We start from the raw sequence: 18,563 nt of genomic DNA on the forward strand, positions 1-18,563 counted from the left end.
ATGAGTTATATTTAATAAATAATTTGATTACATCTACCTTATATTTGAAATTATATATTGCTGAAAAGCCTAGTTTAGGACGAGCTATTGCCGCAGCACTTCCTAAACCTCATAAAAATCATAAGACCCATATAGAAGTTGCTAACGGTGATGTTGTTAGTTGGTGCGTAGGACATATTTTAGAACAAGCAGATCCTCAAGATTACGATGATCGATTTAAAAAGTGGTCTATGGAAACATTGCCTATGCTCCCCCAGCAATGGCAATTAAAGCCTATTGCTCGCACGCGTGATCAATTAGCCGCATTACGTAAGCTTGTTAAGCAAGCCGATGATATTATTCACGCGGGTGATCCTGATCGTGAAGGACAGCTATTAGTTGATGAAGTTATTGATTTTCTTAAGGTATCTAAAGCTAAAAAATTAAGAGTTAAACGACTATTAATTAGTGATTTGAATTTACCTGCCGTTAAACGCTCGCTTAACGCCCTTAAAGACAATCAAGACTTCATGCCATTATCAATTTCAGCATTAGCACGTTCACGAGCTGATTGGCTGTATGGTCTTAATTTAACCCGAGCATATACATTGCAAGGGCAAAAGCAGGGTTATAATAGTGTTTTGTCAGTAGGGCGAGTACAAACGCCTGTGTTAGGATTAGTTGTTCGACGTGAACAAGCAATCGCGGAGTTTGTTTCTAAACCTTATTACCAAGTTCTCGCGCATATAGCACTAAGTGCCTTACAAGATAACAATGATTGTTTTACTGTTAAATGGCAACCGAGTGAAGCATGCCTGCAATATTGTGATGAAGAAGGGCGGGTGCTAGTTAAAGGGTTAGCTGAAAATGTTGTTACAAGAATTAATAATCAACCCGCTATTGTAGAAGACATTAAGACAGAACAAAAACAACAAAACCAACCTTTACCCTTTAACTTATCTAGCTTACAAATTTCTGCTGCTAAGCAGTTTTCAATGAACGCAAAGTTAGTGTTAGATGTTTGTCAGACGCTGTATGAAAAACATAAACTGATTACTTATCCACGTTCCGATTGTCGTTATCTTCCTACAGAGCAGTTAAAACAAGCGCCAGCTATTATCAGTATGTTAGCGGATTCTAATTTACCTTGTAATGTTCAAGCACAAAATTCAGATAAAACGATTAAGAGTAATGCGTGGAATGATAAAAAAATCACTGCGCATCATGCCATTATTCCAACAGAAAAACCACCTAATAATATTAATTTGAATTCGTTTGAAAAAAATATTTATTTATTAATTACGCGACAATATTTGGCGCAGTTTTATCCCGTTTATCGATACCAGCAAACTAAATTAGCGGTAAAAATTGCGGGTGGGTTATTCACAACTAGTGCTAAGGTTGAACAGCAACAAGGGTGGAAGGTACTATTTCCTCGGCAAGATAAATCGTCTGAGCCCAAAGATACATTTCTGCCGGCATTAACAAAAGGGCAGGTGTTGCATTGTAAGCGAGGGGAATTAATTGAAAAGCAAACCTCTCCACCAGAGTCTTTTACCGATGCAACCTTGCTAGGCGCGATGACAGGTATTGCTCGTTTTGTTAGTGATGTGAATATTAAAAAAGTATTAAGAGATACCGACGGCTTAGGCACAGATGCTACTCGTGCTGGGATTATTGATTTACTTTTTAAGCGTGATTTTTTACAGCGACAAGGGAAGAAAATTATTGCGACTGATGTGGGCAAAGCACTTGTTAATGCGCTGCCTATTAAAGCAACCTTGCCAGATATGACAGCACAATGGGAGTCAACATTAACGGCTATTTCAGAGAGAAATGCCAGCTATGTCAGTTTTATGGAGCCATTAATTAATACTATTACTGAGATGATTTCAGAGGCGAGCCAACAACCTTTTTCAAATTTACCTAAAGTGGCCTTTAAGCCAAAAAGAAAAGCTGGCACTAAGCGAAAATTTACTAGAAAACCCGCAATGAAAAAAGTAGGGTGAGACTGTTATACCCGTTTCATTAATTAAGTGAACAATTTTATACGTAGAAAAAATTGCTTAATACAAGGTATTTGTTTAATAACTAGTTGCGCTAATTATTAAATAAATAACGATGTCGTTGGTGATTTTAGCAAGTAGAAATGATCACATAACTAGTGAGATTGGTATTAAATATCATTGTTAGGTAACAAGTCGAACAAGAGGTATAAACCGCCTACGTATCTTATGTTAATGTGTAGGCGGTTATACTAATAAGTTTAAGCTTTTAGCTGATTACCTATAGGTAATTGTCTAATGCGTTTACCACATGCGGCAAAAATAGCATTGCATAAAGCTGGAGCGTAAACTGGCGTGGCTGGTTCACCAACACCTGCAGGAGGCGCATCACTAGGAATAATTTCTACCTCTATTTCTAGCGGACAATCATTCATACGTGGCACACGGTAGTCATGAAAATTACTTTGCTGTACACGACCTTTATCGAAAGTAATGCCTTCGCTGATCGCTGCTGTAATCCCATAAATAGAGCCACCTTGCACTTGGTTTTTCACGGTGTCGGTATTCACTACCGTGCCAGCGTCAATGCTTGCCCATGATTTAATTATTTTCAAATCACCTTTGTCTGAAACTTCTACTTCAACCACAGTGGCTACATAGGTTAAGAAACTTCTATGTGCTGCTATCCCTAAACCTCGGCCTTTAGGAAGCTTTCTACCCCATTTACTCATTTCAGCGACTTTTTCAATAACATGACGTAATCTACCAATATCTAACGGGTAAACAGCTTTATCACCGCCGTAGTTATCGTATTCAGCATTTTGCTCAGTTACATCAACAATACGATCGGGGCCAATTGTTTCTAGCAAATAGTCTTTTTGATCACGTCCTGCTTTATGTGCGGCTTCCGCAATAAATGACTGAATAGCAAAGGCATGAAATATATTCGATACTGAACGCATCCAACCAATTCTTGCTTTAGCTGGCGCTTCACCATTTTCTAATTTCATATTAGGCGTATTAATAGGGTTATCAGTAAACCCTAAACGTAACTCTGCGCTTAGTGGACTAGTCGCACCTTCCATAAAGGTAGAGGCTAAAGGCGAAAAAGCAGTGCGGTGTAAATAGGCTTCTATCGCACCATTTTTATCTAGTGACGCTTCAATGTGTTGCGCTGAAACTGCATGGTAGAAACCATGTTGTATATCATCTTCACGCGTCCATTGAACACGAATAGCCTTACCTGTTTTCATCGAAAGGTAAGCGGCTTCTGCTGAAAAATCAGGTTTAGACTTACGTCCAAATCCACCACCTAGCATAGTAACATGGACATTAATTTGCTCTTGTGGCTGGCCTACCATGGCTGCTACTGTTGCCATATCTGCTTGCGGGTTTTGTGTTGCAGCCCACACGTCTACACGGTCTTTGTAATACATTGCTGTAGCACAAGGCGGCTCCATTGGTGCTTGAGCTAAATGCGGTGCATAGTAATCTGCCACTAGCTTATCGCTGTCTTTGACTAGAATACTTGTTGCATCTCCTAGCTCTCGTACTGACGACTGTGACGAAGCCACTGTAGTTAGCAGGCTCTCTTTGAATGCTGCTGAGTTATAGTCACCATTTTTACCGTCTTCCCATGTTACTGTTAATGCTTCGCGGCCTTTCATGGCTGCCCAAGTATTATTGGCAATGATGGCAATACCACCTTTAGGCTGAAACATAGGTGCGCCTTGCGGTGCAGGAATTTCTACTATGTCTACAACGCCTTCTATTGCTTTGGCAGCTTTTGCGTCAAAACTTTTAACTTTGCCACCAACAACAGGAGGGCGAACAATCATTGCGATAAGCGCTTTCGGCTCTAGTACATCGGCAGCAAACGTGGCTTTGCCTGTTACTATATCTTTTAAATCGACATGTTCCATGGCGGTATTAATGTAACGCCACTCACTACGCTTTTTAAGCGGAATTTTATCTGCTTCTGGCGGTGTAATGTTTAACGCATCATTGACCAACTCAGCATAAGTTAGGGTTTTTCCTGATGTATGAGTAACAACGTGCTGCTCAGCTGAACATGCGTCTATAGATACATTCCAGCGCGTTGCTGCTGCTTGTCGCATAAGATGACGAACACTTGCGCCCATCTCACGTAAACGTTGCATATTGTAACGAATACTGCGTGAACCATCGGTATTTTGGTCACCGTATTTAGGATCGCCTTTACCTTGGATAACAACAACCTTGTCCCAAGACGCTTCCATTTCATCAGCTACGATTTGTGCTATCGCCGTACGAATTTGTTGACCCATTTCAGAACGATGACAAGTAATTTCAACAACACCATCTGGACGTAATGCAACAAATAAATTAGCTACTTTTGATGATTCTGCTGGTTTAGCAAGTACACCAGCCATTGCTCTAGGCGCTGCACCTGTAAAATAAGTACCAACGACTAAAGCACCTACTGCGGCACTAGACTTTAAAAAATTACGACGGGTTAAATCAAAATATTGGCTCATGCTTCTTCTCCTGCTTTTTCAGGAACATAATAAGCAACACCAGCCATTGATTTAGACGCAGATTTGATCGCTTTATGAATGCGAGGATAAGTACCACATCGACAAATATTGCCTGACATACTTTGTACAATCTCATCATCACTAGGTGTAGGGTTGCTTGCCAGTAAACTAGCTGCTTGCATCATTTGACCACATTGGCAAAAACCGCATTGTGGCACTTTATGTTCTATCCAAGCTTTTTGTACAGGATGCTCACCGTTTTCACTTAAGCCTTCAATAGTTGTTATTTTACTACCTGAAACTGCAGAAATAGGTAATGTACATGAGCGCTGTGCCTCACCGTTTATATGAACAGTACACGCACCACATTGTGCCATACCACAGCCAAATTTAGGACCTGTTAGTTGTAACTCATCCCGTAAATACCAGAGTACGGGCGTAGTCGGGTCGCCTGAAAACTTACGAGTGTCACCGTTGACGGTAAACGTAATCATGATTTGCTCTCCATTGTCGTAAGTAAACGATTATGTTTCGCTTTGCTTACATTGCTTGATTGGAACTGTTGACGTCTCTAACCGTATAGTACTAAACCTAATATTTAGTGTACTAGCGATTCACCTCTTAAACTTTGTAAGACTTTGTAAGGGATTTTAAATGAGGTTGAATAAACTAAAGATACGCGTACTTTATCTTTCAGTCAAACTAGGCTTGATTGTTATGTGATAGTGATAAGGTCATCATGAAAGCAAAGCTGTAAATTTACAGGGGCAACGCTAGTATCTTAGTTGTTATAAAACCGATACTGTTGATTTTCTTAATGAGGTATTATTCATTTATTTTACTTTGCTTGGAATAAGAATAATGACAATTAACGATATCGCTAAGAAGAATTATGAATGGGTTGAAGAAATGGGTTGGCATAATAAAACCGTCTTAGAAGCTTTAGCGCTTGTAGCATCGGAAGTTGGCGAAGCAATTAATGAATGTAGAAATGAAAAACCAACAGCAGCTTTTGGAGAAGAGTTAGCCGATATTATTCTTAGAGTGCTCGACATTGCTCATTGGCAAGGAATTGATATTGAAGCAGAAATTAATAATAAAATGCTTATTAATGAACAGCGAGGTACAAGAGGAAGACAGAAATAAAGTGAGCAATACTACTAACAACCATTAATATTTAGGTTAATTATTGTTAGTAGCATCAGTATATTTACAGCTTATTTAGCTTTAATCGTTTTGAATTAAACCTTTAAGCTCTTTTTTTACAAAGTTAGGCAAAGCAAATGCGGCAGTGTGTAATTGGTGGTTGTAATAATCAAACGCTAAACCGCTATCAATAACTCTTTGTGCATCAAAATCATTAATTGGGTGGTGATTTTTGGTGGCAAAGGTGAAGCTCCATAAACCGCCAGGGTAAGTTAAATTACTAAAACTGTATAAAAAGCATTGATCAAAAACGTTATTTAATACTTTTAATAATGACTGTTGAATATCCATGGCATACCAAGAAGACTCTCCCTGTGAAACCACAATACCGTCATCGGTTAAGCAGTTAAAAACGTCTTGATAAAACGCTTCACCAAATAGTGGTTGAGCAGGCCCGATAGGATCTGTGCTATCGACAATGATCACATCAAATTTTTCTGTTGTCTCTTTTACAAATTGTACGCCATCACCAATAATTAAATTAATTTTTGGGTTATCAAGCGCGCTAGCTGTTTGTGGAATATGTTCCTTACAAGCCTCAACAACCATAGCGTCAATTTCCACCATAGTACATTTTTCCACACTGTTATGACGTATTACTTCGCGTGCAGTACCACCGTCACCACCACCAATCACTAAAACATTCTTAGGATTAGGATGAACAAACAAAGGTAAGTGAGAAATCATATCGTGATAAGCAAATTCATCGCGCTCAGTTACCATGATTAAGCCATCGTTAAGTAGCATTTTTCCATGACCTTTAGTTTCAACAATATCCACTGTTTGAAAGTCACTTTTACCAGAAAATAATACGTTTTCTATTTTAAAACGTAAGCCTAAAAAGTCTGAAAATTTTTCTTCTACCCATAAATCAGAGTGCATGGTTTTCTCCCGTGAGATCGAGCTCTAGTGGTGATGAATATTGTGTTTCGGGTGTAATAAAGCTAGCAAAACAAACGAGGTAACCATTGTCTAGGGTTTTACTCACTAATGAATTACTGATGTATGGGCTGCTAATTTTAGCTGCTACTTTCTTTTCAAATTGAGGATCATTAAAACCAAGTAAATCAAAAGAAGAAGGGCTAAGGATTTCAAGGATTTTTGATGCTATATTCAATAAGTCCATATTTGATTCAAAGCTCACATAGCTACTACCTGCCTGTGGTGTAACATGAATCGTATAGTAGTCTGTACCTTTAATGGCGTTAAGTGAATAACCATAAGGGTCGAAAACAAAATCATCAATTTCAAAACCAGGCAATAAGTCATTAATACAGAAAAACTCTCTGATCTCTTGCTTGCTTAGTCCATGAGTTGTTAGCTTTTTAGAAGCGTGTTCACTTATTTGATAGGCCAATAATTCATAGGTAGTATCATCAGGCTCAGCTTGAAATTCATTATCTTGATGAAATACATAATTATGATGACTATATATTTCACCAAAACGGTATGCTTTACCGGTTAAGTATTTTGATAATAACTTAATGTCATCGCCAAATGAAGTTAATTGCGCATTTGAAAAATACTCATTTTTTCTTTGGTAAGTAACATGAAGAATGTCTTCTGGTTGCGTGTTTTGAATAAAATATTCAATAGAGTTAACTAATTTAGTTACCCCACAGGTTAAAATCAAGAATCGATCATCCCAAACAAACAAGCTAGATTCAGAAAGCAAAAATGCTTTACAGTGCTCATTTTCAACAGAGGATAATATTTGGGCATTACAGCATTCAACAAGTTCTTGCCAAAATGTATTGCTGATATCGTTAAGAAGTGAAAGATTTTGGCTATTCACGACCACTTCAGCTTTTTTTTCTGAGCCTTCAAAAAACAAAAGTAAATCCTTAATATTTGCCTAAAATACTTCAAAATATTTAAAAGAACTAGACATAAAAAATTGCGGCGGTCATTGTACAAATAAAAAATATTTTTTCAATAAATACTTTTTTAATAATTATTAAGTGAAATTTGTACTAATGACATAGTAAAGCTAATAGCTTTGTAGTTAAAAAAACTAGCTTAATGCTAGTGTAAAAATTTACCTATTTTTGTTAAATAAAACTATACTTTTTTCATTTTATTTGGATAATTGGCGAAATTTTTAGGGTTACCTCTTATGAAAAAAATAAAAGAAATTAATATCGACTTAAGCTTACCTGAAATCGAGTTTAGTTGTGCCGAAATAACACCGGCAATATATGCGAATACAACCCATATTGTTGGTTTCGAATTTGACGGTACAGCCTGTTTTCGCAAAGGAACTAAAGCCGGACCTAATGCGTTAAGACTAGTATCCGATGGAATAGAAACCTATTCGCCTTATTTAGATCGTGATATTGAAGATTTTTCTTTTGTGGATTTAGGTAATTTATCTACGGTGCCAAATCAATCAAATCAAAGTGAACATCAAACCATAGAGCTACAATGGCAGCGCGCTACCGATGATTTTTGTACGCTATTTAATGACATTGATTTACCTACCTCAAAAGTACGTACATTAGTGCTAGGTGGTGAGCATTCTATTTCATACGCGCCTATTAAAACCTATTTAGAACAATACCCAAATTTAGTAGTATTGCATTTAGATGCGCACGCCGATTTACGTGATGGGTACCTTGATTTTCATTACTCACACGCATCTATTATTCGCCGAATACTCGACCATTTTGGCGACGAACATCAACTCATACAATACGGTATTCGCTCGGGTACAAAAGAAGAGTATCAGTGGATGCACCAGCATAAAACGATTAAATCATCGCGCCATGATTTTTTAGCCGCTGTTGAAGCTATCGCAGATGATCGTCCTATCTATTTAACATTAGATTTAGACTATTTTGATCCGAGCTTTTTCCCTGGTACAGGAACACCAGAGCCAGGAGGTGAAGATTTTCATTCATTTGTCAGCTTATGCAAAATACTATTTAAAAAGAATTTTGTTGGCTGTGACGTAGTTGAATTGTCACCAGTAATTGATTCTACTGGTAATAGCGATGTATTTGCCGCTAAGGTTGTACGTGAATTGTTAATTTGTTTGAATGAAAGAAACGTTTAATAAAGTAAGGTTTAATAAAATAAGGTCTAATAAAGCACTACTTTAATTAACATGCATAAACGACTTATCGCAACCCACATAATAGACTGCTCGTTTCTTATGTGGATTGCTATTAGATCAAAGCTTATTATTCAGCAATCGGCAATAATGTTATTTCTACTCTGCGGTTAAGCTCTTTACCAGCTTCAGTATTGTTATTTGCTATAGGTTGTGTTTCACCAAAACCAATAGATTCAATTCTGTCATTAAGAATACCAGCAGCACTTAGGTAGCCAGACACAGATTGCGCGCGCTGTACTGATAATCGTTGGTTTAGTGCATCAGAACCTGAACTATCTGTATGGCCAGCGACAACGATTAAGGTTTTATCAAACTCTTTTAAAACTAAAACAACAGAATCTAACACTGAATAAAAGTTTTGTTCAATATTCGCTTTGCTAGAAGAAAAAGTAATATTACCCGGCATAATTAAATTTATGTTATTGCCGTCGCGCTCAACACTTACGCCAGAGCCACGTAATTGTTTTCTTAATTCAGCTTCTTGGGTGTCCATGTAGTAGCCAATACCACCACCAATTGCAGCGCCACCGGTTGCGGCTTGTAAAATTCTTCGATTTCGTTTACCAATATCGTCTTCATCTTTGTTAGCTATATAGGCAACTACGGCTGCAACACCAGCACCAATACCAGCACCTTTAGCAGTATTCGTCGTTTTTTCTTCACCTGTGTAAGGGTCGAAAGTTGAACATGCGCTTAACGCTAAGCAAGCAATTAGGGGGAGTGTAAAGTGTTTCATTTTTTTCCTTAAATAATTTATCGGTAAAATGGAATTTTAAAAAAGGTTTGCGAAGATAAACTCGATTAAAGCGCCACTATATTAGCATTATTCTAAAAAGTTATCCTTTATTTGTCCTGAGTGTGGCTTTTCCATTTTGAAACTACAAAGTAAGGTATTACTGTAAAATAATAGCGGTTTACTACGGTTAGTATCGGTGTGAATTAGTTTAAGTGAAAATTTAAATTACAATTTAAACAATAAGTTAGTCTATGGTGTCTTATTTAAGTAACTCGCCGTGTTGGTGATTTTTTTATTGTGATAAACGTTAATGACAGGGAAATTGAACAAGAAATATTACAATTTAAGTGAGTGTTTAGGCAATATCGGCTAGGTTTATCTGTCAGTATTATTCTTGTATACCGTTGTTCAAAGCTTTGTTTGCTGTAATCCTCCTAGCTACAGATATAAGCGGGGCGAACATAACGAAAGATTAAGTGATAGTAACGGGTATCTTGTAATGAAACTTGCAGACGGCGAGATTGAGTTATAAGCAAACACCTGACGTGTTTATGATATAAACATAGTCAGGAATTTTTATTTATTCAACAAAGTATGAGTGTCCTACTTTTTGTTTTGCTCTTTTGTTCTACTTTTTTATTAATCAACATTATTATTGAATAATATTTAGAAGCTTAAATACGTCCATAGTTAATTTCTTACGAAATTTTAAATCAGATTTTTCATTGATTTCAATATGGTTAGCAAAAAACCATGTTTGACCTTCAGTGATTAGATAACCTACATACCATCCATCTTTACCAGACCAACCCGTTTTTGACCATACCTTATAATTTTCATGATTGTCTGACAGCATGATACTTTTAAGTGTTTTAATATGAGATTTTTTTATAGGAAGATCTTCATTATATACTTTACGTAAAAACTGAATTTGTTCTTTAACTGAAATCCTTAACTCTCCATCTAGCCAGAAGCGAATTAAATTACTACCCGTTAGAAGGTTGCCATAATTAAATTTACGCAAGTACGTATGATACGTTTTATCACCAATTTGTTTCGCGTAATGTTGATAGCACCATACACACGAATATTGAAATGCACTTTTTAGCGTTTGATCTTGATTCCATGATGAATATTCCCGCTCTACGCCATCCCATTTGATAATATCAAATTGATTTTTAATTAAGTTTTCTTCTAACATAATAAGCGTATTAGGTATTTTAAAAGTAGAAGCAGGTACGAACTGTTCCTTATCATTGACGTTATAACGATATTCAGTTTTACTATCGATTGATTCAATGAATATAGAGCCATTAATATTATTTGATTTGTACAGGTCTTCTATTGAATTTTCTTTTGCGTGTAAGCTGATAGACGTTAAAAATAGTATAAAGATATTAAAATAAATCATTTATTCCTCGGTGCTGATTATTCGTAGGGTATAACGCCCACATCGATAAAGTATGTGTGTCCTACTTTTTTCCTGCTTTTTTTAGTTATATTTTCTATGCCACTGTAAAATTTACAAAGTGGACATTTGTTAAATTGATTTTCTGTTTAGCATGCCAAAGATCGTAGTTGTCTTGCATTGATAGCCAACTCTCAGGCGTTCTGCCAATTGCTTTAGATAAGCGAAGTGCCATTTCTGGTGATATTGCGCTCTGACCTTTTAGCACTCTATTCAAAGTAGATGATGCTACATCCAGTTGTTTAGCTAAATAACGACAACTAAGTCCAGAGGGTTCCAAATAAACGTCATAGATAAATTCCCCAGGATGTGGCGGATTATGTTGCATACTCATTAGTGATAGTCCTCATAGTTGAGAATATAAGCATTACCATCGATAAACTCGAAAGTAATACGCCAATTACCATTTACAGTAATAGACCAAATCCCGTCACGATTCCCTTTTAATGGATGTAACTTAAAGCCGGGTAAATTGATATCATCAATTTCTTGTGCGGTATTTATTGCGGCAAGTTGCATTCGTAATTTACGTTGATGATTTGCCTGAATACCGGAAACACTACCAGTTTGGAAGTATTTTTTAAGGCCTTTATGTTTAAAAGATTTAATCATGCAATAAGTGTAGCGCGATGCGCATCAGCTGTCGATAAAAATATATAGCCTCGCTAAGCGGACTAAAACAGTAGGTTAAAATATGTAGTGAAGATAAACTTAACTCACTGTTTTTATTTTCTTTTTATCGGAGGAGATTCGCATAAATAATATCACCGTAACCTGATAAAACACCACCTAAACAAACAAAAAATATAGTGAGCCATACTGATAGTTTTAAATGAGGCTTAAATCGTCTTGCTTTATAAATCTCATATGTAAGTTGCGCAGGGTGAATTACACTAGCTAATTTATTTAATTTAATAACAAATAAATATTCACTCAGCATAGCTAAGATAGGGATGATTGAGCCAGCCCTTTGGACCCTACTTTCCATTGTTTCATCAATACGCTAAATCTCTAAATCGTAGCTTGAATCAGATAGTTTGATTTTTTCAAGTGGTACATTTAGTGCGGCTGCTGCAACCTGCAATTCTTGCTTGATTTTCTCTGAATTAAGTCCTGCAATTATTCTCGTAACTTTTAAGCCTTTAGGAAGAGACACAGACTCTCCTTGTGCACCATGAGATGGATTACACGGAAAGTAGACTAGCCTATGCTCTCTTTCATACGACCAGTGCTCTGATTTTGTAGCATACAACTTCTCTGTTACTTCTCTTGGTGAGAACAAAACCTCCATTAAATTAAACTCTGGGAGTTTAGATGAATATATGGCTGGAGCCATTGAAAATTTCCCTTCATTATTTGATACTAAACTCCATGCTTTATATTCGTACTCTATACAAAACCCCTGATGATTTAGGGCGTAGTGAGCCCACATTAATGGATTTGTAAATCCTGTCTCGCTGAAGCACTGAACACCAAAACTTAAGATTCGTTGTTCGATAAGTGTTAAAAAATGTGGTTTTCCAGTTACCAAGGGAGAGAAGTCTTTACCCGATATCCATGATTCAATGCTTTTTAAAATTTCTTCAGTGATTAACCAAGCTCCTTCGGATACGTTATATTTTTCATAAAGAGACTTCGCCGCACACTTGATTCTCTTTTCGCCAAAGGTACTGAATTCAGTTTTATCATGGATTTTTAATTTACAATCAAGCGGGTCATTGAAAGATTTAGGGAGAGCTGTCCAAATTTTATTACATTTCAGCGTATCTATTCTGCACTTATCAGGTTTTTCAAAACGATATAGCTTCATGATCCTACCTTGAGTTTTAATCGTTTATTATGCGGAAAGACTCCTTCTTTGTGCAAGAGGTTATCAATCATTCATAATTTTATAATACATTCAGATTACTTGATTATTATCAGTAGATCAATGAGTTAAAAACATCGCTTTAACTACTGGCTGTGTGAAAGAAGGAATTAGACCAAGCTGAGTGTAAATATAGCTTGGTCATTGAAAACAGATGACTTTACGCGATATAAGTTATGTATAACTTATATCTGATTTTATACGACTTATATAACTTTATGTGCGATATTCGGCATTAATTCTGACGTAGTCATAGCTAAAATCACAAGTCCAAATAGTAGCTTGTTCATTACCACGGTGTAGTTGTACGGTAATGTCAATTTCAGCTTCGTTCATAATAGCCTGTCCGTCATCTTCATTATAACTGTCAGCACGACCGCCTTTTTCAGCAACTAATACATCGCCAAAATATAACTCTAAATCAGTCGTATCTAAATCTTCTAACGACGCACACTCTCTTGACGCGTAACCAATAGCAGCAAGTACACGACCTAAATTAGGATCTGAAGCAAACATCGCGGTTTTAACTAAGGGACTTTTACCAATAGAAAAGCCGATAGTTTTAGCTTCATCATTCGTTAAAGCACCTTTAATGGTTACTGTTAAAAATTTGGTTGCACCTTCACCATCACGAACAATGGCTTGCGCCAAGTATTGAGCAGTTTCAAGCAATGCATTAAATACTGCTTTAAAACCGTTACTGTTTCGATCTGAAATTTCTGGTGTATTACTTTTTCCGGTAGCAATAACAATAAATGAGTCATTTGTTGAGGTGTCACCATCAACAGAAATGCAGTTAAAGGATAAATCCGCTATCTCTTTGGTTATTTCATCTAACAGTGTTTGGGTAATATTAGCGTCAGTCGCTACATAGCCTAGCATGGTCGCCATATTTGGATGGATCATCCCAGCACCTTTCGATATACCGGTGATGTTTACCACTTCATTTTTAACGTTTACCTGGGTAGCATAAGCTTTAGGCGCTACATCTGTTGTCATTATGGTTGACGCTGCATCGGCCCAGTTATTTGCAGTTAAGTTAGCTACTGCGTGCGGTAAACCGGCTAACAGCTTGTCCATTGGTAAGTGTTCTAGAATAACGCCCGTTGAAAATGGTAAGATAGATTGCACGGGAATAGCCATAATTTCAGCTAATTGCTCACACGTTGCTATGGCGTCATTCATTCCTTGTTCGCCTGTGCCTGCATTGGCATTACCAGTATTTATCACTAATGCTTTAATACTTGGTACAGCTTGATTTTTTACGGCATTTAAGTGTTTTTTACACAAGGTAACTGGGGCAGCACAAAAACGGTTTTGGGTAAAAACACCCGAAACAGCGCTACCATCTGCAATTTCAATAACAAGTAAATCTTTACGATTAGGTTTTTTGATATTCGATTCAGCCCAGCCGAGGCGAATGCCTTCAATTGGGTTTAGTGAAGCGGGAATGATTTCAGGTAAGTTAACAGGCATAAAAAGAGATTATCAATATAAAAAAGTAAATAAATATTACGCTTTAATGATTTTTTATGCAAAACAATATTGTTATTAAATATGGGTTTTTGAGACAATAAAATGACAAGAATTTAATTTACTTGAGTTGACGAAATTCGTGATAATCAAGCCAGTAACAATGCGTCACTGGCTTCAAATTGCGTTAGTTACTTTTCACATCCGATTTATTATTTAAGTGATTGTTCATCAATAAGGTTTCAGCCTTAGCGCCTAAATAAACATAAATGCCTAAGCCAATCATCAAGCCTACTGATGCGCCCATCATGGCGACAGCATTCGTTAAATACTGAGGCGCGCCAAGAACAGATTTAAACATTAACAATAATGCTTCAATTGACACCGCGATTAATATGGTGGCCATAAACCGTGTGATAGTTCTTCTTGTTGAGCTATGCCTGAAGATATCTTTCTTCATTAATACTTCTTCTTCGATGGTTGTTTTGCCTAAATCGAATATTGCGAGTGCTAAGGTGAGAAATATAATGATGCCAAAGGGCTTGAGCTGGAGATTCTCGGGTGTAGGAGCAACCATTAAACTGACTATTTCACTACCTGCAGAAAATAACAGAATACCGACGATAAAAAATAACCCTGTAACAATTAAAGAATAGATAACGGTAAAGAAAGGGTGGAATTTTTTACGTTTTCGATCACCCATTAAAAATTCAATGGCATGAGCAAGGTCTATATCTAAAACTAATATCCCCATTAATTCGCCAGACTTATTTACATGTTTAAGTGCCGCTGAAATACACAGGTTATGACTTGATGTCGATAAATAGGGTTCGGTTACAATAATACCATCTTGTTTGTTGGCCTCTATATAATAAGGACGGTAAGAGCGATCTATACCTTTGCCTAAATTATCTTCTTTATTGGGGAAGTTATTATTTGAAATGTTTGGGCTTAATTGCACACCTTCACCATCTAAAGTAAACATTAGATCGACAAAAGGGTAATTTTTACCAAGCCAAGTCATTGAGTTCGCTAAGGTCTTTTCGTCATGAAAAAAAGCTTCATCGAAAGTCCCTGCGATAATAGATGCCATAAGTTCATGAATTGAATTTTTATAATCATGATACCTTTCAATTACACTAAGATAATTCATAATCTACCTTCTTAATATTATGAGAAAAATTGGGGGAGAGTATTAAAGTGGTAAGTGTTCGTTATTAATAATAATTGCGAGGGGAAAGTTTATTGGAGAGTCCCTTTGTTTACTATTTCTTTGATAAATCCTTTAATTAAAGCGTACTATAACGTACAGTAATTGAGGGTAACATAAAAATAACTGTATCTTGAAAATCTATTTTTTATGTTACCGCTGAGCTGTAAAATTAATCATTTCTTACCTATTTTATTGTGGCATTCTACCTTCATCTTTCTGGTCTATATCCCATTGGCTAATAGACAGATGCTTCATTTCATCAATAAACATAATGATAGAGTGTATGGGTTTAATAATTTTATATATCATAATTTACTCCTTGTGCTAAATTGAGTACTTATATTATTCAGAAAATATGCTATCTGCAGAATTATCTACTTCAAGTATTTTGTTTTTTAATAATTGTAAGTTACCAGCAGTAATAGTGTTTGAATTAATTGATGTAGCAACACTTAAATCATCCATTGCGCCTGAGAAATCTTTTTTCAAGTAACGTGCAATTGCTCTGTTACTGTAACTAAGTGATTGTAAGTAGCTCTTTTTTCTATCGTATGAATTCACTGAGCTAATTGATTCAATCGCCGCAGTACATGCAGATTCAGATTTTTCAACATTTTTACTTTTTAAGTATGCAACACATAAACCTGTGTTATTTTCAAAAGTATCTTCATTTGTAAGTGTTAATTGGTTGATACTTGCTTCTAAATCACCAGAAATAATTTCTTGTGATGCTGTTGTGTCTTTAATTACAGCAACTTTAAAGGTGCTAATTTCAGCCATCGCTGATGCAGAACAGCTGATAGCAATAGTTGCTGCTAAAGCTTTGTAAGAGATGTTTTTTATAGCCATGATATTTCCTAATATTTGTAGTGGACATCTTGTTGATGCCCACTAAATATAAGCAATAGAGGGGATAGTGACAAACGATAAAAATATAGGTGTTGGATGAATTAATTTCACCTATTTGAATAATGTAATGCTAATTAAATATTGCTTTAATATTATACAGCAAAGGTTTTCTTTACCCAGTCAGCGAATACCGTTAATTCAATTTTGCTTTCCATATTTTCATGCTGAATTAGGTAGTATCTGTCATTGGTATTTAGCTCTTCATCAAAGAGCTTTACTAATAGCTCTTCACTAAACCAAGTTTTACTCATTGGTAAAGGAACTAAAGCGATTCCCATACCTTGCTGGGCTGCTCTAACAACACCAAACATGCTATCAAATTGAATAATTTGTTTAGGATCAAAGTCATCTACACCCACATTATCAGCCCATTGATGCCATGACCAAGGTCTAGCTCTGTGCAAAATTAATGGCGTATTTTGTAGTGCTTTAAAGCCTGAATTCTTTAACTTTTTATAAAGCTTTTTATTACAAGCTGGAGCATATCTAATTGGAAATAGCTCTTGAACAATACTTGCATTAGGTTTTCCATTTGCAAGTACGATAGAAAGATCTGCTATTTGTGATGGCTCACTACCTGACTTTACTGTTTCGAGTTGTAGATTAATATCTGGATTTTGTTCAGACCATTCACTTAACTGAGGAATGAATAATTCACTGGCGAAAAATTCAGGCAAGCTGATCACAATTGTTTTGTTTTCTTGTGTATTAGTAAACTCTGAAATAGTTGACTCTAATTGATGAATTATCGGCTGTATTGATTGATAAAATTGTTTTCCTGCACTGGTAAGCTCAATTGATCTTGTGCCTCTTTTGAACAAGGTTAAATCGAGTTGTGATTCCAATTGTTTAATTTGATGGCTTACAGCTGAAGGTGTTAAAAACAGTTGTGCTGCAGCGTGTTTAAAGCTTAAACATTTTGCAGCAACACAAAATGAACGTAAGCCTCGTATGGGAGTTTGAATTGCCATGGTGTTCTTTATTCTATAAATGATAAACCCATATAGCAATAATCAAACCGTTTTTAATGTATTGAATTTTAAGGGGAAAATATCTATAGATATACTATATAACGTAAGGTTTGCACTATGTTGGTGCGTTTGCACAGTAGACTAACAACATAATTATGAGCAGAGCTAAAAAAAAGGACATCTAACGATGTCCTATAAATTTAACCAAATGAAACAACTTGTTTATAAAATCGGGGAGATTCAAAAACTGAAATGAGTGTATTTTTATTTAGTATTTACGGCAAACGAAATAAATTCACGCAATAGGTGAGTTATTTTATCTTATAGTACAGACATATGTTTGGGTGCGGTAATTGGGTTTGAAGTTATCGTGCTATGGTTATTGTTATCTAATCTTAAGCAAGCTTAGTCAATGTAGGTTTAGCTAAAGTTAAAAATTATCGAATTACCATCGAGTAAATAATATTTATCGGTAATTTAATAAATTGTTTTTTACGATAGTAATGAGAGGCTGCAAAAAGAATAAAAAAAAGGACATCAAATGATGTCCTCTAAGTAAAGCAAATGAAACAATTTGTTTATAAAATCGGGGAGATTCAAAAACTGAAACCAGTATATTTTTTTCGGTTATTTTCAGCAAACGAAATGATTTCACTCGATAGGTGAATTATTTTAACTTATCTGCTGAGTAAGACTTTTTTTTGCACAAGATTATAAATAACGAGCGTTAATGATAAATTATTTTATGCTGGTTAATGTTAGTGAAATTTTGCGAGTGGATAAAAAAAAGGACATCAAATGATGTCCTCTAAGTAAAGCAAATGAAACAATATGTTTATAAAATCGGGGAGATTCAAAAACTGAAGCCAGTATATTTTTCTCGGTTATTTTCAGCAAACGAAATGATTTCACTCGATAGGTGAATTATTTTAACTTATCTGCTGGGTAATACTTTTTTGCACAAGATTATAAATAACGAGCGTTAATGATAAATTATTTTATGCTGGTTAATGTTAGTGAAATTTTTCGAGTGGATAAAAAAAAGGACATCAAATGATGTCCTCTAAGTAAAGCAAATGAAACAATATGTTTATAAAATCGGGG

General features: G+C 35.9%; 16 protein-coding genes. 3 read left to right on the top strand and 13 right to left on the bottom strand.

What is annotated here, in order from left to right; genetic code table 11:
• Nucleotides 1-44 precede the first annotated feature (44 nt).
• Nucleotides 45-1,988 carry a DNA topoisomerase III gene (locus Q4503_RS02625; protein WP_303601320.1) on the top strand — a complete coding sequence of 648 codons (1,944 nt, stop codon included), beginning with the start codon at nucleotides 45-47 and terminating at the stop codon, nucleotides 1,986-1,988.
• 257 nt (nucleotides 1,989-2,245) lie between these two features.
• On the opposite strand, the gene Q4503_RS02630 is transcribed toward Q4503_RS02625, so the two are convergent.
• Both Q4503_RS02630 and Q4503_RS02635 read right to left on the bottom strand, forming a co-directional pair.
• Nucleotides 2,246-4,501: a xanthine dehydrogenase family protein molybdopterin-binding subunit gene (locus tag Q4503_RS02630; RefSeq protein ID WP_303601311.1), complete on the bottom strand. Its 2,256-nt coding sequence runs from the start codon at nucleotides 4,499-4,501 to the stop codon at nucleotides 2,246-2,248.
• Complete coding sequence (locus Q4503_RS02635; protein WP_303601312.1) at nucleotides 4,498-4,995, bottom strand: (2Fe-2S)-binding protein; 498 nt, start codon at nucleotides 4,993-4,995, stop codon at nucleotides 4,498-4,500. Before Q4503_RS02635 ends, Q4503_RS02630 begins: the two co-directional genes overlap by 4 nt.
• A gap of 367 nt (nucleotides 4,996-5,362) precedes the next feature.
• Here Q4503_RS02635 and Q4503_RS02640 point away from each other — a divergent pair, with 367 nt between their 5' ends.
• On the top strand, nucleotides 5,363-5,647 hold the full coding sequence (locus Q4503_RS02640; RefSeq protein ID WP_215973554.1) for a MazG nucleotide pyrophosphohydrolase domain-containing protein: 285 nt from the start codon (nucleotides 5,363-5,365) through the stop codon (nucleotides 5,645-5,647).
• An 81-nt stretch (nucleotides 5,648-5,728) separates the two neighbouring features.
• On the opposite strand, the gene speE is transcribed toward Q4503_RS02640, so the two are convergent.
• Both speE and Q4503_RS02650 read right to left on the bottom strand, forming a co-directional pair.
• A complete protein-coding gene (gene speE, locus Q4503_RS02645; RefSeq protein ID WP_215973555.1) occupies nucleotides 5,729-6,589 on the bottom strand; it encodes a polyamine aminopropyltransferase in 861 nt (286 codons plus the stop codon).
• Nucleotides 6,579-7,541: an adenosylmethionine decarboxylase gene (locus tag Q4503_RS02650; protein WP_215973556.1), complete on the bottom strand. Its 963-nt coding sequence runs from the start codon at nucleotides 7,539-7,541 to the stop codon at nucleotides 6,579-6,581. The genes speE and Q4503_RS02650 overlap by 11 nt, the downstream gene beginning before the upstream one ends.
• 282 nt (nucleotides 7,542-7,823) lie before the next feature.
• On the opposite strand from Q4503_RS02650, the gene speB reads away from it, so the two are divergent.
• A complete protein-coding gene (speB, locus tag Q4503_RS02655; RefSeq protein ID WP_215973557.1) occupies nucleotides 7,824-8,762 on the top strand; it encodes an agmatinase in 939 nt (312 codons plus the stop codon).
• Nucleotides 8,763-8,889: 127 nt separating this feature from the next.
• Here speB and Q4503_RS02660 read toward each other — a convergent pair whose 3' ends face one another.
• The 9 genes from Q4503_RS02660 to Q4503_RS02700 form a co-directional block, all read right to left on the bottom strand.
• Nucleotides 8,890-9,558, bottom strand: coding sequence for an OmpA family protein (locus tag Q4503_RS02660; RefSeq protein WP_303601313.1), 669 nt, complete (start codon nucleotides 9,556-9,558; stop codon nucleotides 8,890-8,892).
• A gap of 652 nt (nucleotides 9,559-10,210) precedes the next feature.
• A complete protein-coding gene (locus Q4503_RS02665; RefSeq protein WP_303601314.1) occupies nucleotides 10,211-10,969 on the bottom strand; it encodes a penicillin-binding transpeptidase domain-containing protein in 759 nt (252 codons plus the stop codon).
• A 94-nt stretch (nucleotides 10,970-11,063) separates the two neighbouring features.
• Entirely contained in the window at nucleotides 11,064-11,360 is a 297-nt protein-coding gene (locus Q4503_RS02670; RefSeq protein WP_303601315.1) for a HigA family addiction module antitoxin, read from the bottom strand.
• Nucleotides 11,360-11,638, bottom strand: coding sequence for a type II toxin-antitoxin system RelE/ParE family toxin (locus Q4503_RS02675; RefSeq protein ID WP_303601316.1), 279 nt, complete (start codon nucleotides 11,636-11,638; stop codon nucleotides 11,360-11,362). The genes Q4503_RS02670 and Q4503_RS02675 overlap by 1 nt, the downstream gene beginning before the upstream one ends.
• A 391-nt stretch (nucleotides 11,639-12,029) precedes the next feature.
• Nucleotides 12,030-12,836 carry a DUF2971 domain-containing protein gene (locus tag Q4503_RS02680; RefSeq protein WP_303601317.1) on the bottom strand — a complete coding sequence of 269 codons (807 nt, stop codon included), beginning with the start codon at nucleotides 12,834-12,836 and terminating at the stop codon, nucleotides 12,030-12,032.
• A gap of 273 nt (nucleotides 12,837-13,109) precedes the next feature.
• Complete coding sequence (gene argJ / locus Q4503_RS02685) at nucleotides 13,110-14,369, bottom strand: bifunctional glutamate N-acetyltransferase/amino-acid acetyltransferase ArgJ (RefSeq protein ID WP_303601318.1); 1,260 nt, start codon at nucleotides 14,367-14,369, stop codon at nucleotides 13,110-13,112.
• Nucleotides 14,370-14,553: 184 nt separating this feature from the next.
• Nucleotides 14,554-15,519: a PDC sensor domain-containing protein gene (locus tag Q4503_RS02690; protein ID WP_215973564.1), complete on the bottom strand. Its 966-nt coding sequence runs from the start codon at nucleotides 15,517-15,519 to the stop codon at nucleotides 14,554-14,556.
• Nucleotides 15,520-15,921: 402 nt separating this feature from the next.
• Nucleotides 15,922-16,428, bottom strand: a complete 507-nt coding sequence (locus tag Q4503_RS02695) for a hypothetical protein (RefSeq protein ID WP_215973565.1) — start codon at nucleotides 16,426-16,428, stop codon at nucleotides 15,922-15,924.
• A 152-nt stretch (nucleotides 16,429-16,580) separates the two neighbouring features.
• Nucleotides 16,581-17,453 (bottom strand): LysR family transcriptional regulator, encoded by an 873-nt coding sequence (locus Q4503_RS02700; protein WP_303495266.1) that lies wholly within the window; start codon nucleotides 17,451-17,453, stop codon nucleotides 16,581-16,583.
• Nucleotides 17,454-18,563 lie beyond the last annotated feature (1,110 nt).

Source organism: Colwellia sp. 6_MG-2023, assembly GCF_030547765.1.
Lineage (GTDB): Bacteria > Pseudomonadota > Gammaproteobacteria > Enterobacterales > Alteromonadaceae > Colwellia.

Excerpts from the sequence above, each read along its gene's own strand:
- Q4503_RS02630 (WP_303601311.1), bottom strand. The coding sequence starts at position 4,501 with ATGAGCCAATATTTTGATTTAACCCGTCGTAATTTTTTAAAGTCTAGT.
- Q4503_RS02635 (WP_303601312.1), bottom strand. The coding sequence starts at position 4,995 with ATGATTACGTTTACCGTCAACGGTGACACTCGTAAGTTTTCAGGCGAC.
- Q4503_RS02640 (WP_215973554.1), top strand. The coding sequence starts at position 5,363 with ATGACAATTAACGATATCGCTAAGAAGAATTATGAATGGGTTGAAGAA.
- speE (WP_215973555.1), bottom strand. The coding sequence starts at position 6,589 with ATGCACTCTGATTTATGGGTAGAAGAAAAATTTTCAGACTTTTTAGGC.
- speB (WP_215973557.1), top strand. The coding sequence starts at position 7,824 with ATGAAAAAAATAAAAGAAATTAATATCGACTTAAGCTTACCTGAAATC.
- Q4503_RS02660 (WP_303601313.1), bottom strand. The coding sequence starts at position 9,558 with ATGAAACACTTTACACTCCCCCTAATTGCTTGCTTAGCGTTAAGCGCA.
- Q4503_RS02665 (WP_303601314.1), bottom strand. The coding sequence starts at position 10,969 with ATGATTTATTTTAATATCTTTATACTATTTTTAACGTCTATCAGCTTA.
- Q4503_RS02670 (WP_303601315.1), bottom strand. The coding sequence starts at position 11,360 with ATGAGTATGCAACATAATCCGCCACATCCTGGGGAATTTATCTATGAC.
- Q4503_RS02675 (WP_303601316.1), bottom strand. The coding sequence starts at position 11,638 with ATGATTAAATCTTTTAAACATAAAGGCCTTAAAAAATACTTCCAAACT.
- Q4503_RS02680 (WP_303601317.1), bottom strand. The coding sequence starts at position 12,836 with ATGAAGCTATATCGTTTTGAAAAACCTGATAAGTGCAGAATAGATACG.
- argJ (WP_303601318.1), bottom strand. The coding sequence starts at position 14,369 with ATGCCTGTTAACTTACCTGAAATCATTCCCGCTTCACTAAACCCAATT.
- Q4503_RS02690 (WP_215973564.1), bottom strand. The coding sequence starts at position 15,519 with ATGAATTATCTTAGTGTAATTGAAAGGTATCATGATTATAAAAATTCA.
- Q4503_RS02695 (WP_215973565.1), bottom strand. The coding sequence starts at position 16,428 with ATGGCTATAAAAAACATCTCTTACAAAGCTTTAGCAGCAACTATTGCT.